The sequence below is a fragment of the Culicoidibacter larvae genome (assembly GCF_005771635.1).
In the GTDB taxonomy this organism is placed as follows: Bacteria; Bacillota_I; Bacilli_A; order Culicoidibacterales; family Culicoidibacteraceae; genus Culicoidibacter; species Culicoidibacter larvae.
Map to the genome: position 1 here is coordinate 1 of NZ_VBWP01000014.1, position 17,095 is coordinate 17,095.

Below are 17,095 nucleotides of genomic sequence, written 5' to 3' on the forward strand. Positions count from 1 at the left end.
TTGACGCAACCAACAGATTCATCAGTGAATCTTGATGCATTAACCAACCCAACAAGAGCCGGATATAGCTTTGTCGGATGGTTCGATAATGCTGACACACAACACAGCGGCACATTCACAATGCCAGTTGGCGGATTAAGCCTCAAAGCAAAATGGACCGCAGATGACCAAGTGATTAGTTTCAACACCAAAGGTGGAACAGGTGTTGCCTCAATCACTGCGAAAACTGATACAACCGTTGACCTTGATACCGTAAGTACAACACGTCCTGGTTACCAATTTGATGGTTGGTATGTAGGCAGTACACAATACACTGGTGTTGTAACCGTACCAGCAGGCGGACTTGCGCTAGAAGCACGCTGGACAGCATTAGACCAAACCATCACTTTCGATGTGAATGGTGGTAACATAGCTACCCAACCGGCAGACATCATTCAAGTAACTGACAGCACAGTTGACTTAAGTGCGGTCACTGCACCAACATGGTTTGGACACAAGTTCTTAGGTTGGAAAGATGCGGCAGATACAAGTTACAGCGGTACAATCACTATGCCAGCAGGCGGATTAAACCTAATCGCTGATTGGCAAGACTTGATTGCTGATGGCACTTGGCAAATTGATGCTAACAACATCAAAATGACCTTATCTGAATTCTAAGCATTTGTAGATGCGAATACTATTGAACAAGAAATATTAACTCGTTCAGAAGCAAAAGCATGGAACAATGAAACAAGTGAAAGCTTAGACACAGTTCGTGCTGACCTTAGCACCGTAACTGCGGTTGAAGGTACTCATATGGCTACTGTTTACCTCGAAGAGGTTTCATCAGCTACAACACTTAGCACATATGCTTTTGATGACCAGGTGCAAGCTTTTAACGCAACAAGCACAAGTTTGCAAACAGCTATTAATATTGAACTCTACACTGAACCTCAAACAGCATTACCAACAACCGGTGATGACACAGCAATGATTGGCATTATTAGTGGGACAAGTATTATTAGTTTGGCAGGAATAATTATATATCGCCGTAGAAAATAAACTGAACAATTCTTATTTTAAGAGAAATTGAAAGCCGGTCCGGGCCAACCCCGGACCGGCTTTTTGCTTCTCCAATAATGACGTGTCTCGATAAATTATATGTGCTAAAATTGAGAAAAGGAGCTGAATCTATGATAGTAAAAACGATTGCTGCACATTTAGGCGAGGGTAGTTTTCCAACGTTTGCATCCGGAACAGCGGTTGAAATGGGAGCGAGCTGCCAACATTTTCTGCACTGGTCGGCCTGCGAAATTGATGGTTATCAAACGTATGTGCCGGATGTATTTGTTGAGCATGGATATTTGAATCAGGATTATAACCCAACTGAATTAGTAGCAGAACCGGATGAGTTAATGGAAGTATTACAGGTTGTTCATGCGTGGTTATTAGTGCGCTCAGAAAGAAGTGGTAAAGTTGGCTGGATGCCAGCTGAAAATGTTGTTTCAGTGTAAAAGTGTCGCATAAGCGACGCTTTTTTGTTACCACAACAAGATATACTATGAGTAAAGCAGGTGAGCTATATGCAGTTTCGTGAAGTGACGTGCAGTAAAGCGATGACTAAGCTGAATAGTAAATACCAGCCATATTCATGGGATTTGAATATTTATCGCGGTTGCAGTCATCGCTGCCAATATTGTTTTGCTATTTATTCACATCAGTATCTTGATTATGATGCGGAGGATTTTTTTGAGACGATTCATGTGAAAACGAATGTTGTTGATAGCTTGGAGCAACAGTTGCGGGCAAAATCTTGGAAGCAGGAAGTCATCAATCTTGGCGGCGTTACTGATAGTTATCAGGCGGCAGAACGCAAGTATCAGCTGATGCCGGATATTATCCGCTTGTTGATTAAGTATAAAACGCCAGCGATTATTTCCACTAAATCAGAGCTGATTCTACGCGATTTCGATCTTTGGCATGAGCTTTCGCAAGTAACTGCAGTAAATATTGCCTCAACTATTATCAGTTATGACGCTGAATTATTGCAGAAGATTGAACCGGGCACGCCATCGCCGCAAGCGCGTATGGCGATGCTGCATGAGTTTCGCAAAACCAATGCCGCAACCGGGGTGCATATTATGCCAATCATTCCCTATATCAATGATGGTGTTGAGCAGACTGCTGAGCTACTGGCTGCCGCTAAAGCCGCCGAGGTTGACTATGTACTGCCAGGCACATTGTATCTGCGTGGCTCAACCAAGCCGCACTTTCTCAAGTTTATTCACCAAACTTTCCCTGAGCACCACCAAGCATTAGTTCAACTCTATAATAATCGCGAACAACGCCAACTCTATAAACGCAACATGTATCAAACCCTGCTCAAACAAATTGATGACTACCGACTCTCAAGAAATTATATGGCACCCTTACTTGCACGGATGCCCAAACAAGCGCAGCAGTTACAATTGATTTTATGAGAAAATAAAAAAACGGATGCCGTTAACGGCATCCGTTTTTCACTTATCTTTAAACATTCCCCGGTCACGCATCTCGGAAATGAATCCGGCACTTAATACCCCACTAGGGATGGCAATCAAGCCGATACCAAGAATTACCAGTAATGAACCGGCAATTCGGCCTACAACGGTGATTGGATACATATCTCCGTAACCGACCGTTGTTACCGTTGATATTGCCCACCACATCGTGGTCATAATATCCGGGAACTTATCAGGCTGAACAAGATTTTCAGAAGAGTAAACCACAACTGAGGTAATAAAGACGACGATTGCAGCAAGGGAAACTGTGGTTATCAAGATTTCTTTTTCGCGAATGAATACGCGTTTGATAATATCAAGCGGTTCAGAATACTTATCAAGTTTGAAGACCCGGACAACCCGTAGAATTCGGATAACTTGTAAGAATTTTAAATCGATTGTCGATGCCGGAATCAGTGCCGGAACAACTGAAAGCAAGTCAATAATACCGTTTACCGAGAAAATGTATTTAATTTTATCCTCAGCAGTATAGATACTTAATATGTAGTCAAGCCCAAAAATGATAACTAATAAGATATCGAGCATGTCAAAATAAAGACCGTATTGTTCTTCAAGTGAAGTAACTGACTGCAAGACAGTGGCAATACAGGCAACAAAAACCGGAATCAAAATAATGATCTCATACCGGGTAGAATTCATAAAAGTAAATATTTTCTTTTTCATAATAACCTCTTAAATATGTAATAGATACCCTAACTATACCCAAATTTTGCCAAAATAGCAATGTTTTAATAATCTAGCAGGAAAGTTTAAAAAAAGGGATATAAGCCTATTTTATTTTGGTGATAAAATTATTGAAAATGTTAGTTTTATGAGCGAACTTTTTCCTTACAGTGACGGGCGTATATGCCTTTATTTTGTGAGTGCACTCAATTGCGATTATTATTGGGGTATGATAAAATGTAAACATGGGTTATAGATATATGAAGGTGGGCATATGATAAAACGAACTATTAAACAAGTGTCGGAATTGCTGCATGTCAGTGAGCACACGTTGCGATTCTATGAAAAAGAACGCTTGATTGTCCCGGAGCGGGGAGCGAACGGGTATCGAATTTACGATGAGGAGGCCGTACTGCTTTTAAAATATATTATTGCAATGCGTTATTGCGGATTTACTATTCCGGAGATTCGCAGTGTTATTAAATATTTTTACGATGGATATACTGCTGAAGTTGTTCAAAAGATTGCCGCATTACTGGAAGAGAAAAAAGAATGGGTCGCAGGCATGCAGGCGCATTATAATAGCATTGCTGCAGTTATCAATGAGGCAGAACAGCAGCTAAGTCATGCCTCATCATCAGATATTGAAGCGGCATTTGATGAAATAGTTGACCAAATTATTCAAGATGCTCAGGGACCTGAGCACAGCAATGAATTTGATGACATTCTGTGAAAGCATTGCTTTCTTAGGTTTTCAGTGTATATTTATGGATTTTTACCAAAAGCGGGGGTATCCCTCCGCTTTTTGTGTATAATTGAACTATAATAATTGAAAGAGGGATATCATATGAAATTAGTACGAGTTACATTGCTTGCTATTGCAGCAAGTTTGTTACTTGCGGCTTGCGGAAAGCCGATTATTGAGCGTGATGCTCAATATCAAATGGGGGATTTTGCAGTAACTGAAAATGCAGAGTTTGGTGTATCTGCTACAGAGGTGATACTGGAAGAAGGAGATGACGGTGTTGAACAAGTTGTTGTTGATATAATGATTGTGAATAATTCACTGGATATTTTTAATGTTAGTGATTTAGACATTGACTATTATACGCCAACCGGAGAAGAGCTTGAATATACCAGTGTCAAAGATCCTGGAGAGAATTACATGCTTCCTGGTGGGAATACTTTGGCTACTTTATTCTTGAAATATACCGAAGATGGCACTTATTATCTAAACTTCCTTGATGCTACTGATAAGGAAACTTTATATGCAATTGAAGTAAAAAAAGGCGAAGTTATTGAAAAAGCATTGCCAGAGGTAACAAACACTGCTTCAGCCGATTTAGGCAGCAATGTTGAAAAAGGTGTTGCTAGTGGATTGGGTAATTTAGAATTTACTTTTGGTACCACAAATATATATACTTTGACAAGTTTTGGCTCAGACCAACTATATTATGGAGTAGAACTAACGATTAGAAATACTGGTTCAGATGCTGTAAACTTTGATGGGTATTCGTTCTATCAAATCTATACTTATCAAGATAATACAGTAAGTTTTAGCTCGGTTATGAATCAAATAGGTTCAGATGATGACGATGTTTTGGAAATTGGTGAAGTAACAACATTGGAAGCCGGAGAATCAAAAGCAGTTACTTTAATGGTTTCATCATCACCAAGTGCCGGAAAAGATTTATTTGCTAGATATATTGAAATCACTTTTGATGGTGAAAAGATTACTTATAAATTTTAGAAAAACGCAAGCGCTTAGCGCTTGCGTTTTTATGATGGTTTTCAAGATGAGCTTTTTGTTTTCAATTTTTGAAAATGAAAAGCCGGGTTTTTCAAAATATGAAAAGGGTTACAGATGTATCTTTGTTATAATGAAGGTAAGATAAGAATTAGGAGGTCATGTAAATGGCAAATAAAGGTGTTAAAATCGTTACAATTGGTGGAGGGTCTAGTTACACTCCCGAATTAGTAGAAGGATTTATCAAACGTTATGATGAATTACCAATCCGTGAACTTTGGTTGGTTGATATTGAAGAAGGTCGCGAAAAGCTGGAAATCGTTGGCGCAATGGCGCAACGGATGGTGAAAGCAGCAGGTATTGATTGTACCGTTCATTTGACTTTGGATCGTCGTGAAGCTTTGAAAGACGCTGACTTTGTTACAACGCAATTCCGTGTTGGTTTATTACAAGCACGTATCAAAGATGAGCGTATCCCATTAAGCCATGGTATGATTGGTCAAGAAACCAATGGTGCCGGCGGAATGTTCAAAGCATTGCGTACAGTACCGGTAATCTTAAGTATTGTTGAAGATATGAAAGAATTATGTCCAAATGCTTGGTTGATTAACTTTACCAATCCAGCTGGTATGATTACTCAAGCTGTTTTAACTCACGGAAACTGGAAAAAAGTTATTGGTCTTTGTAATGTGCCAATCGGCGCAACTAAAATGGATGCTGCCGCTCTTGGTGTTGAAGAAGAGGATTTACGTTTCCAATTCGCTGGTTTAAATCACTTGCACTGGCATAAAATTAAAGATACTAAAGGTAACGATCGCACGATGGAAGTAATTGATAAATTAACTGACGTCAGCGGTGTTGATTCAGGTATTGCTAACTTAAAAATGTTACGCTTCTTACCTGAACAAATTAAAGACTTAGGTATGATTCCATGTGGTTATCACCGTTACTACTACATGACTGATGTTATGTTAGCTGATGAACTTGAAGAATATAATACTATTGGTACCCGTGGTGAACAAGTTAAGAAATTGGAAGATTCATTATTTGAATTGTACAAAGACCCTAACTTAGATTACAAACCAGAGGAATTATCAAAACGTGGTGGTACTCACTATAGTGACGCTGCATGTGAAGTTATCAATTCAATCTACAACAATAAAGGAACTACTATGGTTGTTAGTACAGAAAATAACGGAACAATCGATGATCTGCCATACGATTGCGCTGTCGAAGTCAGCGCAACTATTGATGCTAGCGGTGCACATCCAGTCAACTGGGGGAAATTCCCGGCATCAGCTCGTGGGTTAGTACAAGTTATGAAAGCTATGGAAGAATTAATTATTGAAGCCGGAGCAACCGGAGATTATGGTAAAGCGTTACAAGCATTTACTATGAACCCGTTAGTTGTAAGCGGCGATGGTGCTAAAGCGTTACTTAACGAAATGTTAGTTGCTCACGAAGCGCACTTACCGCAATTCGCTGATTCAATTGCTAAAATTAAAGCGAATCAATTATAATTTTGTGACTCACCGCTTTTAGGCGTTCGCAACTTACCGGTCCGGATGATTGTACATCCGGACCATTTTTTGTACATTTAATTGCATCATCCTTTTTATTATCGCTGTATGTGTTATTATTTAAGTAAGATTTACGTGAAGGAAGGTAAAAGCTATGGGATACTTTGGACCGTTGGGACCAGCTGGTTTCAGACGCAGAGGCCGCCGGCGCGGACTTGCAGTCGGTTTGATGGTGGGTAGCGCGATGGGCCGTGGGGAGCAAGCGAATGCAGCAGCGCAACAGCAGAGCGGTGCTGGTAAGCTAACTGACGAGAGTGCTTTGGAAAAGCTGAGTCAGTTGCATGAGGCCGGTATTTTGACTGATGTTGAATTTGAAGCGAAGAAGAAACAGGTTTTAGGTGAATAGAAGAAAGCCCCGGGTCCCGATTTGTAGGACCCAGGGCTTTTAATTTTCTTGAAAACATGTTTTCGTTTTGGAAACCTGATAGCAATGGTAGCTAAACTATTGTTTTATGAAAGCGCTTTTGGTACATTGAATTCATAGGTTAAGTAGTTGTATCGAGGAGGGCTTCAAAGCAGAGGATTGCATAAGCAAAGAAACTATTGGGTACATCAAGGCGGTTGCCGCTGATTTGGCTTGGTTCACAAGTGATTGGCAGAGTAGCGTGTTTTGCTATTGGTGAGTTGGCATCGCCGCAGAAGCTGATAATATCAATGTTGCGATTAGCAGCATTCTGGATATTTTCGAGCAGACGGGCATTTTTACCGGACTGGGAAACTACAATTAGTAAAGTTTCTTTTTGATAGTTGGCAAGCAAGAGCTGGATGTGGTCACTGGTGATGCTTTGATAACCGTTAAGTAGAAGTCGCTCACTGATGTAGTTAGCAATAAGTCGGGAGAAACCTAAGCCAAGGACAAGAATGCGTTTATCATGATATTGATTGAGCAGAGCTTGGAATTGTTCGCGGTGTGCTGCGACATCTTCGAAAAGCATCTCAAAGCCGGTAGATTCCGGATTCGTAAGTGGTTTTGTTCGCAGGTTAAAAATGAGCTCAGAATAGCCATTAAAACCTAAGCGTTTGGCTAACTTAAAGACTGTTGCTGTTGAGGTAAAATTTGCCTCAGCAACTGAACGGATTTGTACTGCTTTTGGATTATCAATGTTATCGATAATATATTGCAACAAGGTTTGTTCAAATTCATCAAGTTGCATGGTAATTGCTAAATCTTCAAAGTTTTGCATACGACACCCTCCCCGGGATTTCAACTATTTATATCTAATTTTATTATAGTCAGCAGAATGACAAATTTCAATATCGAAAGGAAAGAAGACATTATGAGTACAGTATTCAGTCAGGACCCATGGAGTCGCGTGACAACAAGAAACGGACTAGCCGGGGACGAGGTAATTTCAGCACTGCAAAAATCAATTCGTCGCGGATTAACTGAGGACGCTTGTGCCTTTGCTTATGAAATGTATATCACATCAGAACAAATGGAAGATAAACTATGGCGCCGACTATTGGCAATTTCAGTTGAAGACATCGGTATGGGCAATATTCATGCCGCTGAACAAATGCGTACATTAAATGAATTACGTAAAGAGTTTGACTACCGTGATGGTGATCGGCCGATTTTCTTTATTCATGCGATTCGCATTCTTTGTAGTTCTGAAAAAGATCGCTCAAGTGATCTTTTGAAAAATATTATTATTAAAGGTTTTGCAATGGGTAATGTTCCGGAAATTCCGGATGTTGCTTTAGACAAACATACAACACGCGGTTTAGCAATGGGACGCGATTCATTCCACTTCCTCAATGAAGCAAGTATTGTTATTCCACAAATGGCAGTTGATAATAATTACAAAGAAAGATACGCAAAAATTCTTGAAAAATATAATAAAGATGATGTAGCACCAACGACGTTCACGTATAACCCATATCAAACCTAAACGGTTGTAAAACGCATATTAAACGTTTTTCGACGTAAATCTTCGATTTACTAGTCCCTTTGGGAATCCGTTTATACTTTTTTAAGTACAAATAGGGAGGCTATTTATATGAACAATTTAAAAACAAAAGCAGAGAAAATTTTATATGGTGCCGGTGAAAAATTAGGGAACCAACGGCATCTTAAAGCAATTTCAAGCGGGATGATGCTGATTTTGCCACTTATTGTTATTGGCGCATTATTTATGATTGTTGCCAATCCACCAATAAATGTAGATTTGGTCGATCCGCTGACGACCAACCCGATTTTCCAATTTCTTTTGGCATGGAAAAGCTTTGCTGTTACTAACTATGGCTACTTAACAGCACCGTTTGATATGACAATGGGACTTTTCGGCGTATTTGCGGCATTCACCATTGCATACCAACTAGCAAAAGAATATAAGCTATCTTCAATTACTGCCGGACTGGTATCAATGACGATGTTTGTTTTAGTTTGTGCGACACCAGTAGTAGACGGCACAATCAGTATGAATTATTTGGGTGCAAACGGTTTGTTTGTAGCAATTATTATTGCTTTACTGAGTGTGGAAGTATTCCACTTAGTAGAAGTAAAAAACTGGAAACTGCAATTTCCCGATGATGTTCCACAGATGGTAACATTATTTGTGAATTCATTGTTGCCAATCTTAATTAACATCATTGTCTTCTACGGCATCAATATTTTATTCGTTTATTTTATGGGCATGAACTTCCCTGATGTCATTATGGCATTATTAACCCCAGGGCTCAGTGCAATTGACAATATTTGGGTATATATTGCTATTGCTGTCTTTGCAAATGTACTCTGGCTCTTCGGAATTAACGGAACCTCAATAATTTTCCCGATTGTCTTTACCGTTGGTATTGCTAATACTGGTATCAATGCTGAGGCAGTGCTAAATGGGCAAGATCCAAGTGTAATTATGAACTTACAGATGATGCGTTACATGATTCTTGGCGGCGCCGGCAATACATTAGGTTTAGTTTTATTGATGATGTTTAGTAAATCAGCACAATTGAAGGCGGTTGGTCGACTTTCGATTGTGCCCGGAATATGCGGCATCAATGAACCGGTTATCTTTGGCGGTCCGGTTGTTTTCAACCCAATCTTAGCGATTCCATTCCTGATCATGCCGGTTATCAGCTTGCTTTTAGGATACGTTGTGCAGATGGTTGGCCTGGTTACTCCGGGATATATTATTGACCCATCATTCACACCATTCTTTATCCAAGCATATCTATCAGGCCTCGACTGGCGTAACATTGTCTTCGTCGTTGTCCTTGTTGTTATCAGCGTAGCCGTTTATTATCCATTCTTTAAAGTATACGAACGCAAATTACTCAACGATGCAACCAAAGTAAACGCAGAAGAAGAATTATCGACGGTTTGATGAAATACCGCGAAAAAGCCGGGAGTGCTGCACTCTCGGCTTTTCCCGTACTTTATTAATTTCGGTTAACAATTAGCGCTGAATACGGTATAATTAAACTGATTAACCAAAAGGAGTGGCGCAAATGAAAAATCAAGAACGTATCGATAAGTATATCCAGTTGATTGTCCATCGCGGCGTACAAATTACTGTCGGCGATAAGCTGATCATTTTCTCAATGGTTGAGAATCCGGAAATTACCCGGGCAGTTGTTGCCGAGGCCTATAAAGCCGGTGCCCGTGAAGTAGTGGTGCAATACAAAGATGAACAAATCAGTCGTCTGACCGGTCTATACGCTGCCGACGAAGTCTTTGATGTCTACCCGAAATGGCAGGCGGAATTGTACACGATGATCTGCGAAGAAAATGTTAAGTTGCTGCATTTGGCTTCAGAAGATCCGGAAGCATTAAACGGCGTGGAACCAAGCCGCCTCATGCGCTTGCAGAAAGCGGCTCAAGAACCGCTGAAAACATACCGCAGCCAGTTAATGGGTGACTATCTGACATGGAGCATTGCCGGAGTACCGAACATTGCTTGGGCAAAAAAAGTGTATCCTGAATTAGATGAAGCAGCTGCAGTTGAAAAACTTTGGGATTCGATTCTCTACTCAGTGCATATTGATGATCAAGATGATCCGCTTGCAGGCTGGGATGCCCATACTGCGCGCTTGCAACATGCATTGGAGCAGATGAATGATTATAACTTCAAAAGCTTGCACTATACCAACAGTTTAGGCACTGACTTATTTATTGGTCTGCCTGAAGGACATGCTTGGGAAGGCGGTAAGTCAACCAACAAAACAACTAATACTAAATTTAACGCTAATATGCCGACTGAAGAAGTATTCTCACTGGCAGACTGCAATAATGTTGAAGGAGTAGTTTATAGTTCAAAACCATTATCATACAGTGGTGTGCTGATGGAAAACTTCGGTTTTCGTTTTGAAGCTGGCCGGGTAGTAGAAGTCTTTGCTGAGAATGGTAAAGATATGCTTGAAGAAATGATTGCCAGTGATGATGGTGCCGGTCGTATTGGTGAAGTGGCATTAGTGCCATACCATTCACCAATTTCACTCATGGACACAATTTTCTATAACACGCTTTATGATGAGAATGCGTCATGTCACTTAGCACTAGGTGCTGCTTATCCGACAACTTTGCCGGCAAGTGATGGCAAAACACCGGAAGAATTAAAAGCAATGGGTTTCAATGAATCGCTGATTCATGTTGACTTTATGATTGGAACGGCCGACCTAAAAATTATTGGTACAACCCAAGACGGTCAAGAAATTCCAGTATTTATTGATGGTGATTTTGCCTTCTAAAGAAGATAAAAAAACTGCGGAAGTTTACTTCCGCAGTTTTTTTACATTTTAAATGGAGTTACCTCAGCGTTTTTATCAGCAAAGCGAACAATATACTTGTGCTCGCCGTCAAATAATACCGCACCGGTTAATTGGATTTTCAGTAAACAGGTACCCTCGTCTTTTTCATTAACATGAGCATCGTAAAACTGAATAAATACTTGCCGCAGTTCATCGCGCAATGCCTTGTTCTGTGGCTCAAGCGGGTGTCCGAGGTTCTCGGCGTCGCCCCAAGCCTGAAACAGGCTTTCGGCGTCAGTCACCGGCACTTGCTGTTCAACACCGCGGCAAAGTCCGGCACGCGGATTCTTGGCAATTTGCTGCATCTTTATCGAGGCGGTGTGGCTAGTGATGTAGATAGCACCATCTTTGTAGTAACCATTAATATTGCGGGCAGTAGGGATATCATCAGCACTCGTCGCCAGCGCGAATACCACATTATGTCCTAATTGCTCAGTTAAGACAGCTTCAGCTTTATCATAATCAGTCATAAAAATTCCTCCCTTAATCATGTTTGATGTTACTAGTATAGCACGGAATGAATGAAGATAAGCGACATTGCGAAAATATCACATTGTTGACAGCAGCAAGGGATTTCGGTATAGTTAATGTAACTAGAAACAAAGTGAGGTGAGAATTTTATGTTAGCGAATAATGCGCAGTTAAAATTAGTCAGTTATTTATATTTAACTTGTGCGCTTGTAAACAAAGTGCTTTTTACAGGGGAGGAGTCTGCCCAAATGAGTACAAAATTACATAATTATTCGTAGATAACATGGAATTCTTTTTTGGTTTATAAGAACTTGAACAGGAGCAGCCCGTGGGGTCTGTTCCTGTTTTTATTTTCAAATAAACAGCTATCTGCGAACATATTTAAAGGAGAATAAAAAATGATTGCAGTAGCAGTAAATAAAGTGAAAAAGAGCTATGGCGGGAATGTTGTGTTGGAAGATATAACATTTTCGATTCAAGAGGGCGAGCGGATTGGTTTTATCGGCCGCAATGGTGAGGGCAAGAGTACAATTTTAAAGATTATTGCCGGTATTGAATCGGTTGATGGCGGTGAAGTTTTTCGCAAGAAGCAGATGAGTATTGGGATGCTTGATCAGATTCCGGAAGCAGAGGCGAATGAATCGGTTGAGGAATTTTTATTAGCAGCATTTACCGATGTTTTAGCGTTACAGCAGCGTTTGCACGAATTGGAAGCAATGATGGCTAGTGATATGAGTGAGCGGGTGCTTAATCAATATGGCCGAATACAGAGCGAGTTTATTGAACTTGGTGGCTATCAGATTGAAAGTGAAATTGCACGGATACTCAATGGATTAGGGATTGCTGATTTAGCGAAGCAGCGGTTTGCTAAGTTGTCTGGTGGCGAGCGCACGAAGGTGGCGCTGGCGCAATTGCTGTTGCAACAGCCGGACTTGCTGTTGCTGGATGAGCCGACCAATCATTTAGATTTGGCGGCGGTTTTATGGCTGACTAACTTTGTAAAAAATTATAACGGTACCTGCTTTATGGTTTCGCATGATCGCTACTTTCTTGATGATACCGCACAACGTATTTTTGAATTGGATAATAAAACGATGTATGAATATACCGGTAACTATTCAGCGTATTTGGTAGAACGTGAAGCGCGGATATTACGCGAGTTTCAGGAGTATAAGGACCAGCAGAAGAAAATTACTAAGATGAAGCAGGCAATAAAACGTCTGCGTGAGTGGGCGATGGCTGCCAATCCGCCAAATGCCGCGCTGTTTCGCCGGGCTAAAAATATGGAGCGGGCATTGGCAAGAATTGAGTTAGTTAAGAAGCCCAATACGGCTAAGCCGATGAATTTACAGTTCGAGACTGGTAAGCGCAGTGGTAAGGATGCTTTGATTTTTGAGGCCGTGAGTAAACAATTTGCTGATAAAGTGATAGTATCGGCGGTTGATTTGCAAGTTCGTTACGGCGAACGAGTTGCTTTGATTGGCGAAAACGGCGCCGGCAAGTCAACGATTCTTCGACTTGCATTAGGGAGTGAAGCGGTTGACAGCGGTAAGGCAATGTTAGGTTCACAGGTAAAAATTGCCTATTTGTCACAAGATTTTGTTGTTGATTCACCAAAGCAGCGAGTTATTGATTTCTTTCGCGAACGGGTGTTGGTTGATGAGGGGAAAGCGCGCCATCTGTTGGCTCAGTTTTTATTCTATGGCGATATGGTTTACCGCCGGGTCAGCGATTTAAGCGGTGGCGAACAGATGCGTTTGCGCTTTGCAGCATTTGTGAATCAGCCGGTGAATATGCTGGTATTGGATGAACCAACCAATCATTTAGATATTGCCTCACGCGAAGTACTTGAAGAAGCAATTAAGAACTTTGCGGGAACGGTGATTTGTGTGTCGCATGACCGTTACTTTATTGATCAGCTTTGCGACCGTGTGCTTTGGCTGGAACAAGGCATGCTATCTTCGTACCCGGGCAATTATTCATACGCTTTTGAAAAACGATTGGAGCAGGAAAAAGCCGGGCGCTAGGCGTCCGACTTTTTTTAACTTTTCCTAAAAAGAGAGATTGTAAACAATTATATTTTTCGGTACAATATATAATAACTATATATGAAAAAAGGGGTAAAATATGGCAGTTTCTACATACAATTGTCCGAATTGCGGGGCAGCGGTAGTGTTTAATGCAGAGACACAGCTTTTTGGGTGTGATTATTGCGGTGGTAGCTTTACGGAGCCGGAGATTAAACAACTTACTGATGCGCTGGCAGGTAAAAATCAAGAACGAGCAAAAGTTGAACAAGAGAGCGAAGCAATTGGTGGACAAATCAATTATCATTGTAGTCAGTGCGGAGCTGAAATTATTGGTGATGAAAATACGTCGGCAACTTTTTGCTTGTATTGTCAGAGTCCAACAATCATTCCTTCACGACTAACTGATAAATTTGCGCCAAATATGCTGATTCCATTTAAAATCAGTAAAGAACAGGCCGTGCAAACTTTTATGAACTGGTCAGCAAGTGCGTGGTTTGTGCCAAATGATTTTCGCTCAAAGTCGCAGCAGGAAAAGATGTCAGGTCTTTATGTGCCATTCTGGCTTTTTGATTTTAAAGCGGAGTTTGCTTTTAATGGTACTGGGACTAAAGTGAAAACATGGCGGGCAGGGAATTACCGCTATACACAAACTGATACATATCAGATACAACGTCAAGGAAATATGGGGTTTGCTCATATGCCAGCTGACGGGTCTAAAAAAATGAGTAATGAAATAATGGACTTGCTTGAACCATATAATTTTACTGATTTGCAAAAATTTGAGCCAGCTTATTTATCAGGCTTTTTTGCTGAGAAGTATGATGAGGATCAAACGGTGGTATTTCCGCGGATTTCTGAGCGTGGTAAGAAATATTGTAATGAGAATGTCAGTCGAACCATTTCCGGGTATACGACGATGGCAATTGAGCGCCAAATTAATATTCCTAAGGCAACTCATAACTATGCTTTGTTGCCAGTATGGATTTTAGGCTATAAATACAATGATAGAATTTATTATTTCACTATGAATGGACAAACCGGTAAAGTAATTGGCAAATTGCCGGTGAGTCGCGGTAAAGTTGTTCGCTTTGCCATTCTATTGGCAGTTATCAGCTTTATCATTATGTTCATCGGGGGGGCGTTGGTATTATGACAAAGATAAAATTATTGTTTGCGACTTTGCTAATTGGGATAATCAGTTTGACAATAGCACCGGCAACCCAGACTTTTGCAGCTGTTGATACCGAACAACGGATATATGATGCTGCTGATTTGCTGACTGATTCACAGGAGGCAGAATTAAAAGCTCTTTCCGAATCATTGAAAGCAACCACCAATATGGATATCATTATGGTGACGACTAATAATAGCGAAGGTAAAAGTTCGATGGCTTATGCTGATGATTTCTATGATTATAATGGGTTTAGTGAAGATGGCATTTTAATGCTTATTGATATGGATAATCGCGAAGTGTGGATTTCCACCTCAGGCTTAGGTATTCGTTACCTGACTGATGCACGGATTGATACGATGCTGGATAACATTTTTGCTTACATGCCAAATGACTATCATATGGCGGGGAAAACTTTTTTCAATGATGTTGAACATTATTACCAATTAGGTATTCCCAGCAACCAGTATAATCAGGATGAAGAAGGCAATATCGATCCCTATTATCCAGCGGAAGTAAAAACTTTTGGTGGGCAACTATTAAAAACACTGACTATGTCGCCGGTATTCTTAATAATTGCTGCTGGCTTTGGCGCTTTAGTTGCCTTTATCGCTTCAAGACGCAAAAATGCCCGGGTAACCACCAATTCATCAACATATGCCAATGGCGATTTGCAATTCCAAATTCAACAAGATACATTTATTAACTCGCATACTAGCCAAACTTATATTCCGCCTGCCAGCAGTTCACGTAGCAGCGGTAGCAGTGGCAGAAGTTCCACTCATAGTAGCAGCAGTGGTCGCAGTCACGGCGGTGGCGGGCGCAAGTTCTAGGGGAAATTAAAAAGCGTTCAATCATGGATTGAACGCTTTTTGCTTATTATTTTATTTCGGTTCCACAATTAGAACAGAATTTACCAGTAGCTTCAGTGCCACATTCAGGACAGAATTTTTTCTTTGTTGGAGCTTCGGTTCCGCAATTAGAACAAAATTTGCCATTTACCGTTTCTCCGCAATTGTTGCAAGCTATGTCCGCCGCTTCAGTTGGCTCCGCGCTTTGCTCAGCAGCCTTTGGTTGCGTCGGATTCGGATCATACGCTTGCATCTCCGGTCCCTTTGGCATGCTGTTATCATTCATAACTGCACCGGCAGTTCCGGCAACAACACCGCCGGTTGCCGCACCCATCATGCCCATACCCATAAAGGTATTGATAGCGCCATTCTCGTTTTTAGCAGCATCTTGAACTGCCTTACCATAAGCATCGGTAAGCGTTCCTTTTTGTTGATAGATATCGCCACCAATTTCGTAAGTATCGATTTTTTTCTCTGACTCTTCATCAAGGGTTACCGATTCAACAACGAAACTAACAATATTCAATCCGCGGTCGCGAATTGCCTGATCATAAATATGCTCGTCCATAGCGCGTTTAATTTCAAGACTCTTGCTTGGCAATGAAAGTGCCGGAATTTTATATTCTTCACTTCCTAAGCCATTCAATACGTTAGTGAAAGCACCGATAACTTCACTGCGCATTTGTTCATTGATTTGGGTTTTGGTATAACGATCGGCAGTTCCACCGATAACTTGCATAAACAAAGCCGGATCGGTAATTTTAAAAGTATACTTTCCGAAACATTTAATTTCTAAACGCATTGGTATATAACCACCAGTACGCGCATTCATAACGACATGTTCGAAGTCACGGTAAGGAATTGGTGCCGGACTGCCGAATTTATTATCAATAATTTCTTTGGTATTGAAATAGAAGACTGCTTGCTGGCGGGCACGCTCACCACCATAAGTAAAACGTTCCCACATTTGTTTAAATACTGGGCCGAATTGTCCGGCAAAGAATGATGGTGTTGCTGATGTATCATATGTATACATGCCTTCTTCAGCAGTTGCATCAACAACGCGGCCGTTATCGTAAACAACTGCCATTTGGCCTGGACCAACGACAATCATACTTTTATTAGCAAGTACACCATTTTCTGGTGTTACCCGTTGCATTAATATTTCATTCCCCATATCATTGCAACGTATTGCTTTTTTCCATTGGTCTTCAAGGGTTGAGTCAATTGCTGAACCGGCGTTGCCTACAACGGAAGCCAGCATTTTAATTAATCCCATTTTGTTCCATCCTTTCA

The 17,095-nt window shown here is 40.8% G+C and carries 18 protein-coding genes; 14 read left to right on the forward strand and 4 right to left on the reverse strand.

Annotated features, from left to right (window positions below):
* From FEZ08_RS11195 to FEZ08_RS11210, 4 genes are all read left to right on the forward strand, one after another.
* Positions 1-657, forward strand: a 657-nt coding sequence (locus FEZ08_RS11195) for an InlB B-repeat-containing protein (RefSeq protein WP_171015053.1), incomplete at its 5' end; no start/stop codon positions are given.
* 138 nt (positions 658-795) lie between these two features.
* Complete coding sequence (locus FEZ08_RS11200) at positions 796-1,041, forward strand: LPXTG cell wall anchor domain-containing protein (protein WP_138192406.1); 246 nt, start codon at positions 796-798, stop codon at positions 1,039-1,041.
* Between the two features lie 131 nt (positions 1,042-1,172).
* On the forward strand, positions 1,173-1,493 hold the full coding sequence (locus FEZ08_RS11205; RefSeq protein ID WP_138192408.1) for an SH3 domain-containing protein: 321 nt from the start codon (positions 1,173-1,175) through the stop codon (positions 1,491-1,493).
* A 69-nt stretch (positions 1,494-1,562) separates the two neighbouring features.
* Positions 1,563-2,459 (forward strand): SPL family radical SAM protein, encoded by an 897-nt coding sequence (locus tag FEZ08_RS11210; protein ID WP_138192410.1) that lies wholly within the window; start codon positions 1,563-1,565, stop codon positions 2,457-2,459.
* 39 nt (positions 2,460-2,498) lie between these two features.
* On the opposite strand, the gene FEZ08_RS11215 is transcribed toward FEZ08_RS11210, so the two are convergent.
* Positions 2,499-3,203: an ion transporter gene (locus tag FEZ08_RS11215; RefSeq protein WP_138192412.1), complete on the reverse strand. Its 705-nt coding sequence runs from the start codon at positions 3,201-3,203 to the stop codon at positions 2,499-2,501.
* A gap of 274 nt (positions 3,204-3,477) precedes the next feature.
* Here FEZ08_RS11215 and FEZ08_RS11220 point away from each other — a divergent pair, with 274 nt between their 5' ends.
* The 4 genes from FEZ08_RS11220 (at position 3,478) to FEZ08_RS11235 (ending at position 6,876) form a co-directional block, all read left to right on the forward strand.
* The gene (locus FEZ08_RS11220) at positions 3,478-3,936 is read left to right on the forward strand and encodes a MerR family transcriptional regulator (protein WP_138192415.1); all 459 of its coding nucleotides are present in this window, start codon (positions 3,478-3,480) and stop codon (positions 3,934-3,936) included.
* A gap of 114 nt (positions 3,937-4,050) precedes the next feature.
* A complete protein-coding gene (locus FEZ08_RS11225; RefSeq protein WP_138192418.1) occupies positions 4,051-4,953 on the forward strand; it encodes a hypothetical protein in 903 nt (300 codons plus the stop codon).
* Between the two features lie 164 nt (positions 4,954-5,117).
* Positions 5,118-6,470 (forward strand): 6-phospho-beta-glucosidase, encoded by a 1,353-nt coding sequence (locus FEZ08_RS11230; protein WP_138192422.1) that lies wholly within the window; start codon positions 5,118-5,120, stop codon positions 6,468-6,470.
* Between the two features lie 154 nt (positions 6,471-6,624).
* A complete protein-coding gene (locus FEZ08_RS11235; protein WP_138192425.1) occupies positions 6,625-6,876 on the forward strand; it encodes an SHOCT domain-containing protein in 252 nt (83 codons plus the stop codon).
* Between the two features lie 139 nt (positions 6,877-7,015).
* Here FEZ08_RS11235 and FEZ08_RS11240 read toward each other — a convergent pair whose 3' ends face one another.
* Positions 7,016-7,714, reverse strand: a complete 699-nt coding sequence (locus FEZ08_RS11240; protein ID WP_138192427.1) for a MurR/RpiR family transcriptional regulator — start codon at positions 7,712-7,714, stop codon at positions 7,016-7,018.
* 90 nt (positions 7,715-7,804) lie between these two features.
* Between FEZ08_RS11240 and FEZ08_RS11245 the strand changes: the two genes are divergently transcribed.
* The 3 genes from FEZ08_RS11245 (at position 7,805) to FEZ08_RS11255 (ending at position 11,216) form a co-directional block, all read left to right on the forward strand.
* Entirely contained in the window at positions 7,805-8,422 is a 618-nt protein-coding gene (locus FEZ08_RS11245; RefSeq protein WP_422386951.1) for a hypothetical protein, read from the forward strand.
* Positions 8,423-8,530: 108 nt separating this feature from the next.
* The gene (locus tag FEZ08_RS11250; RefSeq protein ID WP_138192431.1) at positions 8,531-9,853 is read left to right on the forward strand and encodes a PTS sugar transporter subunit IIC; all 1,323 of its coding nucleotides are present in this window, start codon (positions 8,531-8,533) and stop codon (positions 9,851-9,853) included.
* A 124-nt stretch (positions 9,854-9,977) separates the two neighbouring features.
* The gene (locus FEZ08_RS11255) at positions 9,978-11,216 is read left to right on the forward strand and encodes an aminopeptidase (RefSeq protein ID WP_138192433.1); all 1,239 of its coding nucleotides are present in this window, start codon (positions 9,978-9,980) and stop codon (positions 11,214-11,216) included.
* A gap of 41 nt (positions 11,217-11,257) precedes the next feature.
* Here FEZ08_RS11255 and FEZ08_RS11260 read toward each other — a convergent pair whose 3' ends face one another.
* Positions 11,258-11,746 carry a pyridoxamine 5'-phosphate oxidase family protein gene (locus FEZ08_RS11260; RefSeq protein WP_171015054.1) on the reverse strand — a complete coding sequence of 163 codons (489 nt, stop codon included), beginning with the start codon at positions 11,744-11,746 and terminating at the stop codon, positions 11,258-11,260.
* A 399-nt stretch (positions 11,747-12,145) separates the two neighbouring features.
* On the opposite strand from FEZ08_RS11260, the gene abc-f reads away from it, so the two are divergent.
* The 3 genes from abc-f (at position 12,146) to FEZ08_RS11275 (ending at position 15,781) form a co-directional block, all read left to right on the forward strand.
* Positions 12,146-13,774: a ribosomal protection-like ABC-F family protein gene (gene abc-f, locus FEZ08_RS11265; protein ID WP_138192437.1), complete on the forward strand. Its 1,629-nt coding sequence runs from the start codon at positions 12,146-12,148 to the stop codon at positions 13,772-13,774.
* 100 nt (positions 13,775-13,874) lie between these two features.
* Positions 13,875-14,930: a TFIIB-type zinc ribbon-containing protein gene (locus FEZ08_RS11270; protein ID WP_138192439.1), complete on the forward strand. Its 1,056-nt coding sequence runs from the start codon at positions 13,875-13,877 to the stop codon at positions 14,928-14,930.
* On the forward strand, positions 14,927-15,781 hold the full coding sequence (locus tag FEZ08_RS11275; RefSeq protein ID WP_138192441.1) for a TPM domain-containing protein: 855 nt from the start codon (positions 14,927-14,929) through the stop codon (positions 15,779-15,781). Before FEZ08_RS11270 ends, FEZ08_RS11275 begins: the two co-directional genes overlap by 4 nt.
* A 46-nt stretch (positions 15,782-15,827) precedes the next feature.
* Here the strand turns inward: FEZ08_RS11275 and FEZ08_RS11280 are convergent, their stop codons facing one another.
* Positions 15,828-17,078, reverse strand: a complete 1,251-nt coding sequence (locus FEZ08_RS11280) for an SPFH domain-containing protein (RefSeq protein ID WP_138192443.1) — start codon at positions 17,076-17,078, stop codon at positions 15,828-15,830.
* Positions 17,079-17,095 lie beyond the last annotated feature (17 nt).

What these genes read in the sequence shown, in the direction of transcription:
- FEZ08_RS11200 (WP_138192406.1), top strand. Translation starts at nt 796, where the DNA reads ATGGCTACTGTTTACCTCGAAGAGGTTTCATCAGCTACAACACTTAGC.
- FEZ08_RS11205 (WP_138192408.1), top strand. Translation starts at nt 1,173, where the DNA reads ATGATAGTAAAAACGATTGCTGCACATTTAGGCGAGGGTAGTTTTCCA.
- FEZ08_RS11210 (WP_138192410.1), top strand. Translation starts at nt 1,563, where the DNA reads ATGCAGTTTCGTGAAGTGACGTGCAGTAAAGCGATGACTAAGCTGAAT.
- FEZ08_RS11215 (WP_138192412.1), bottom strand. Translation starts at nt 3,203, where the DNA reads ATGAAAAAGAAAATATTTACTTTTATGAATTCTACCCGGTATGAGATC.
- FEZ08_RS11220 (WP_138192415.1), top strand. Translation starts at nt 3,478, where the DNA reads ATGATAAAACGAACTATTAAACAAGTGTCGGAATTGCTGCATGTCAGT.
- FEZ08_RS11225 (WP_138192418.1), top strand. Translation starts at nt 4,051, where the DNA reads ATGAAATTAGTACGAGTTACATTGCTTGCTATTGCAGCAAGTTTGTTA.
- FEZ08_RS11230 (WP_138192422.1), top strand. Translation starts at nt 5,118, where the DNA reads ATGGCAAATAAAGGTGTTAAAATCGTTACAATTGGTGGAGGGTCTAGT.
- FEZ08_RS11235 (WP_138192425.1), top strand. Translation starts at nt 6,625, where the DNA reads ATGGGATACTTTGGACCGTTGGGACCAGCTGGTTTCAGACGCAGAGGC.
- FEZ08_RS11240 (WP_138192427.1), bottom strand. Translation starts at nt 7,714, where the DNA reads ATGCAAAACTTTGAAGATTTAGCAATTACCATGCAACTTGATGAATTT.
- FEZ08_RS11250 (WP_138192431.1), top strand. Translation starts at nt 8,531, where the DNA reads ATGAACAATTTAAAAACAAAAGCAGAGAAAATTTTATATGGTGCCGGT.
- FEZ08_RS11255 (WP_138192433.1), top strand. Translation starts at nt 9,978, where the DNA reads ATGAAAAATCAAGAACGTATCGATAAGTATATCCAGTTGATTGTCCAT.
- FEZ08_RS11260 (WP_171015054.1), bottom strand. Translation starts at nt 11,746, where the DNA reads ATGACTGATTATGATAAAGCTGAAGCTGTCTTAACTGAGCAATTAGGA.
- abc-f (WP_138192437.1), top strand. Translation starts at nt 12,146, where the DNA reads ATGATTGCAGTAGCAGTAAATAAAGTGAAAAAGAGCTATGGCGGGAAT.
- FEZ08_RS11270 (WP_138192439.1), top strand. Translation starts at nt 13,875, where the DNA reads ATGGCAGTTTCTACATACAATTGTCCGAATTGCGGGGCAGCGGTAGTG.
- FEZ08_RS11275 (WP_138192441.1), top strand. Translation starts at nt 14,927, where the DNA reads ATGACAAAGATAAAATTATTGTTTGCGACTTTGCTAATTGGGATAATC.
- FEZ08_RS11280 (WP_138192443.1), bottom strand. Translation starts at nt 17,078, where the DNA reads ATGGGATTAATTAAAATGCTGGCTTCCGTTGTAGGCAACGCCGGTTCA.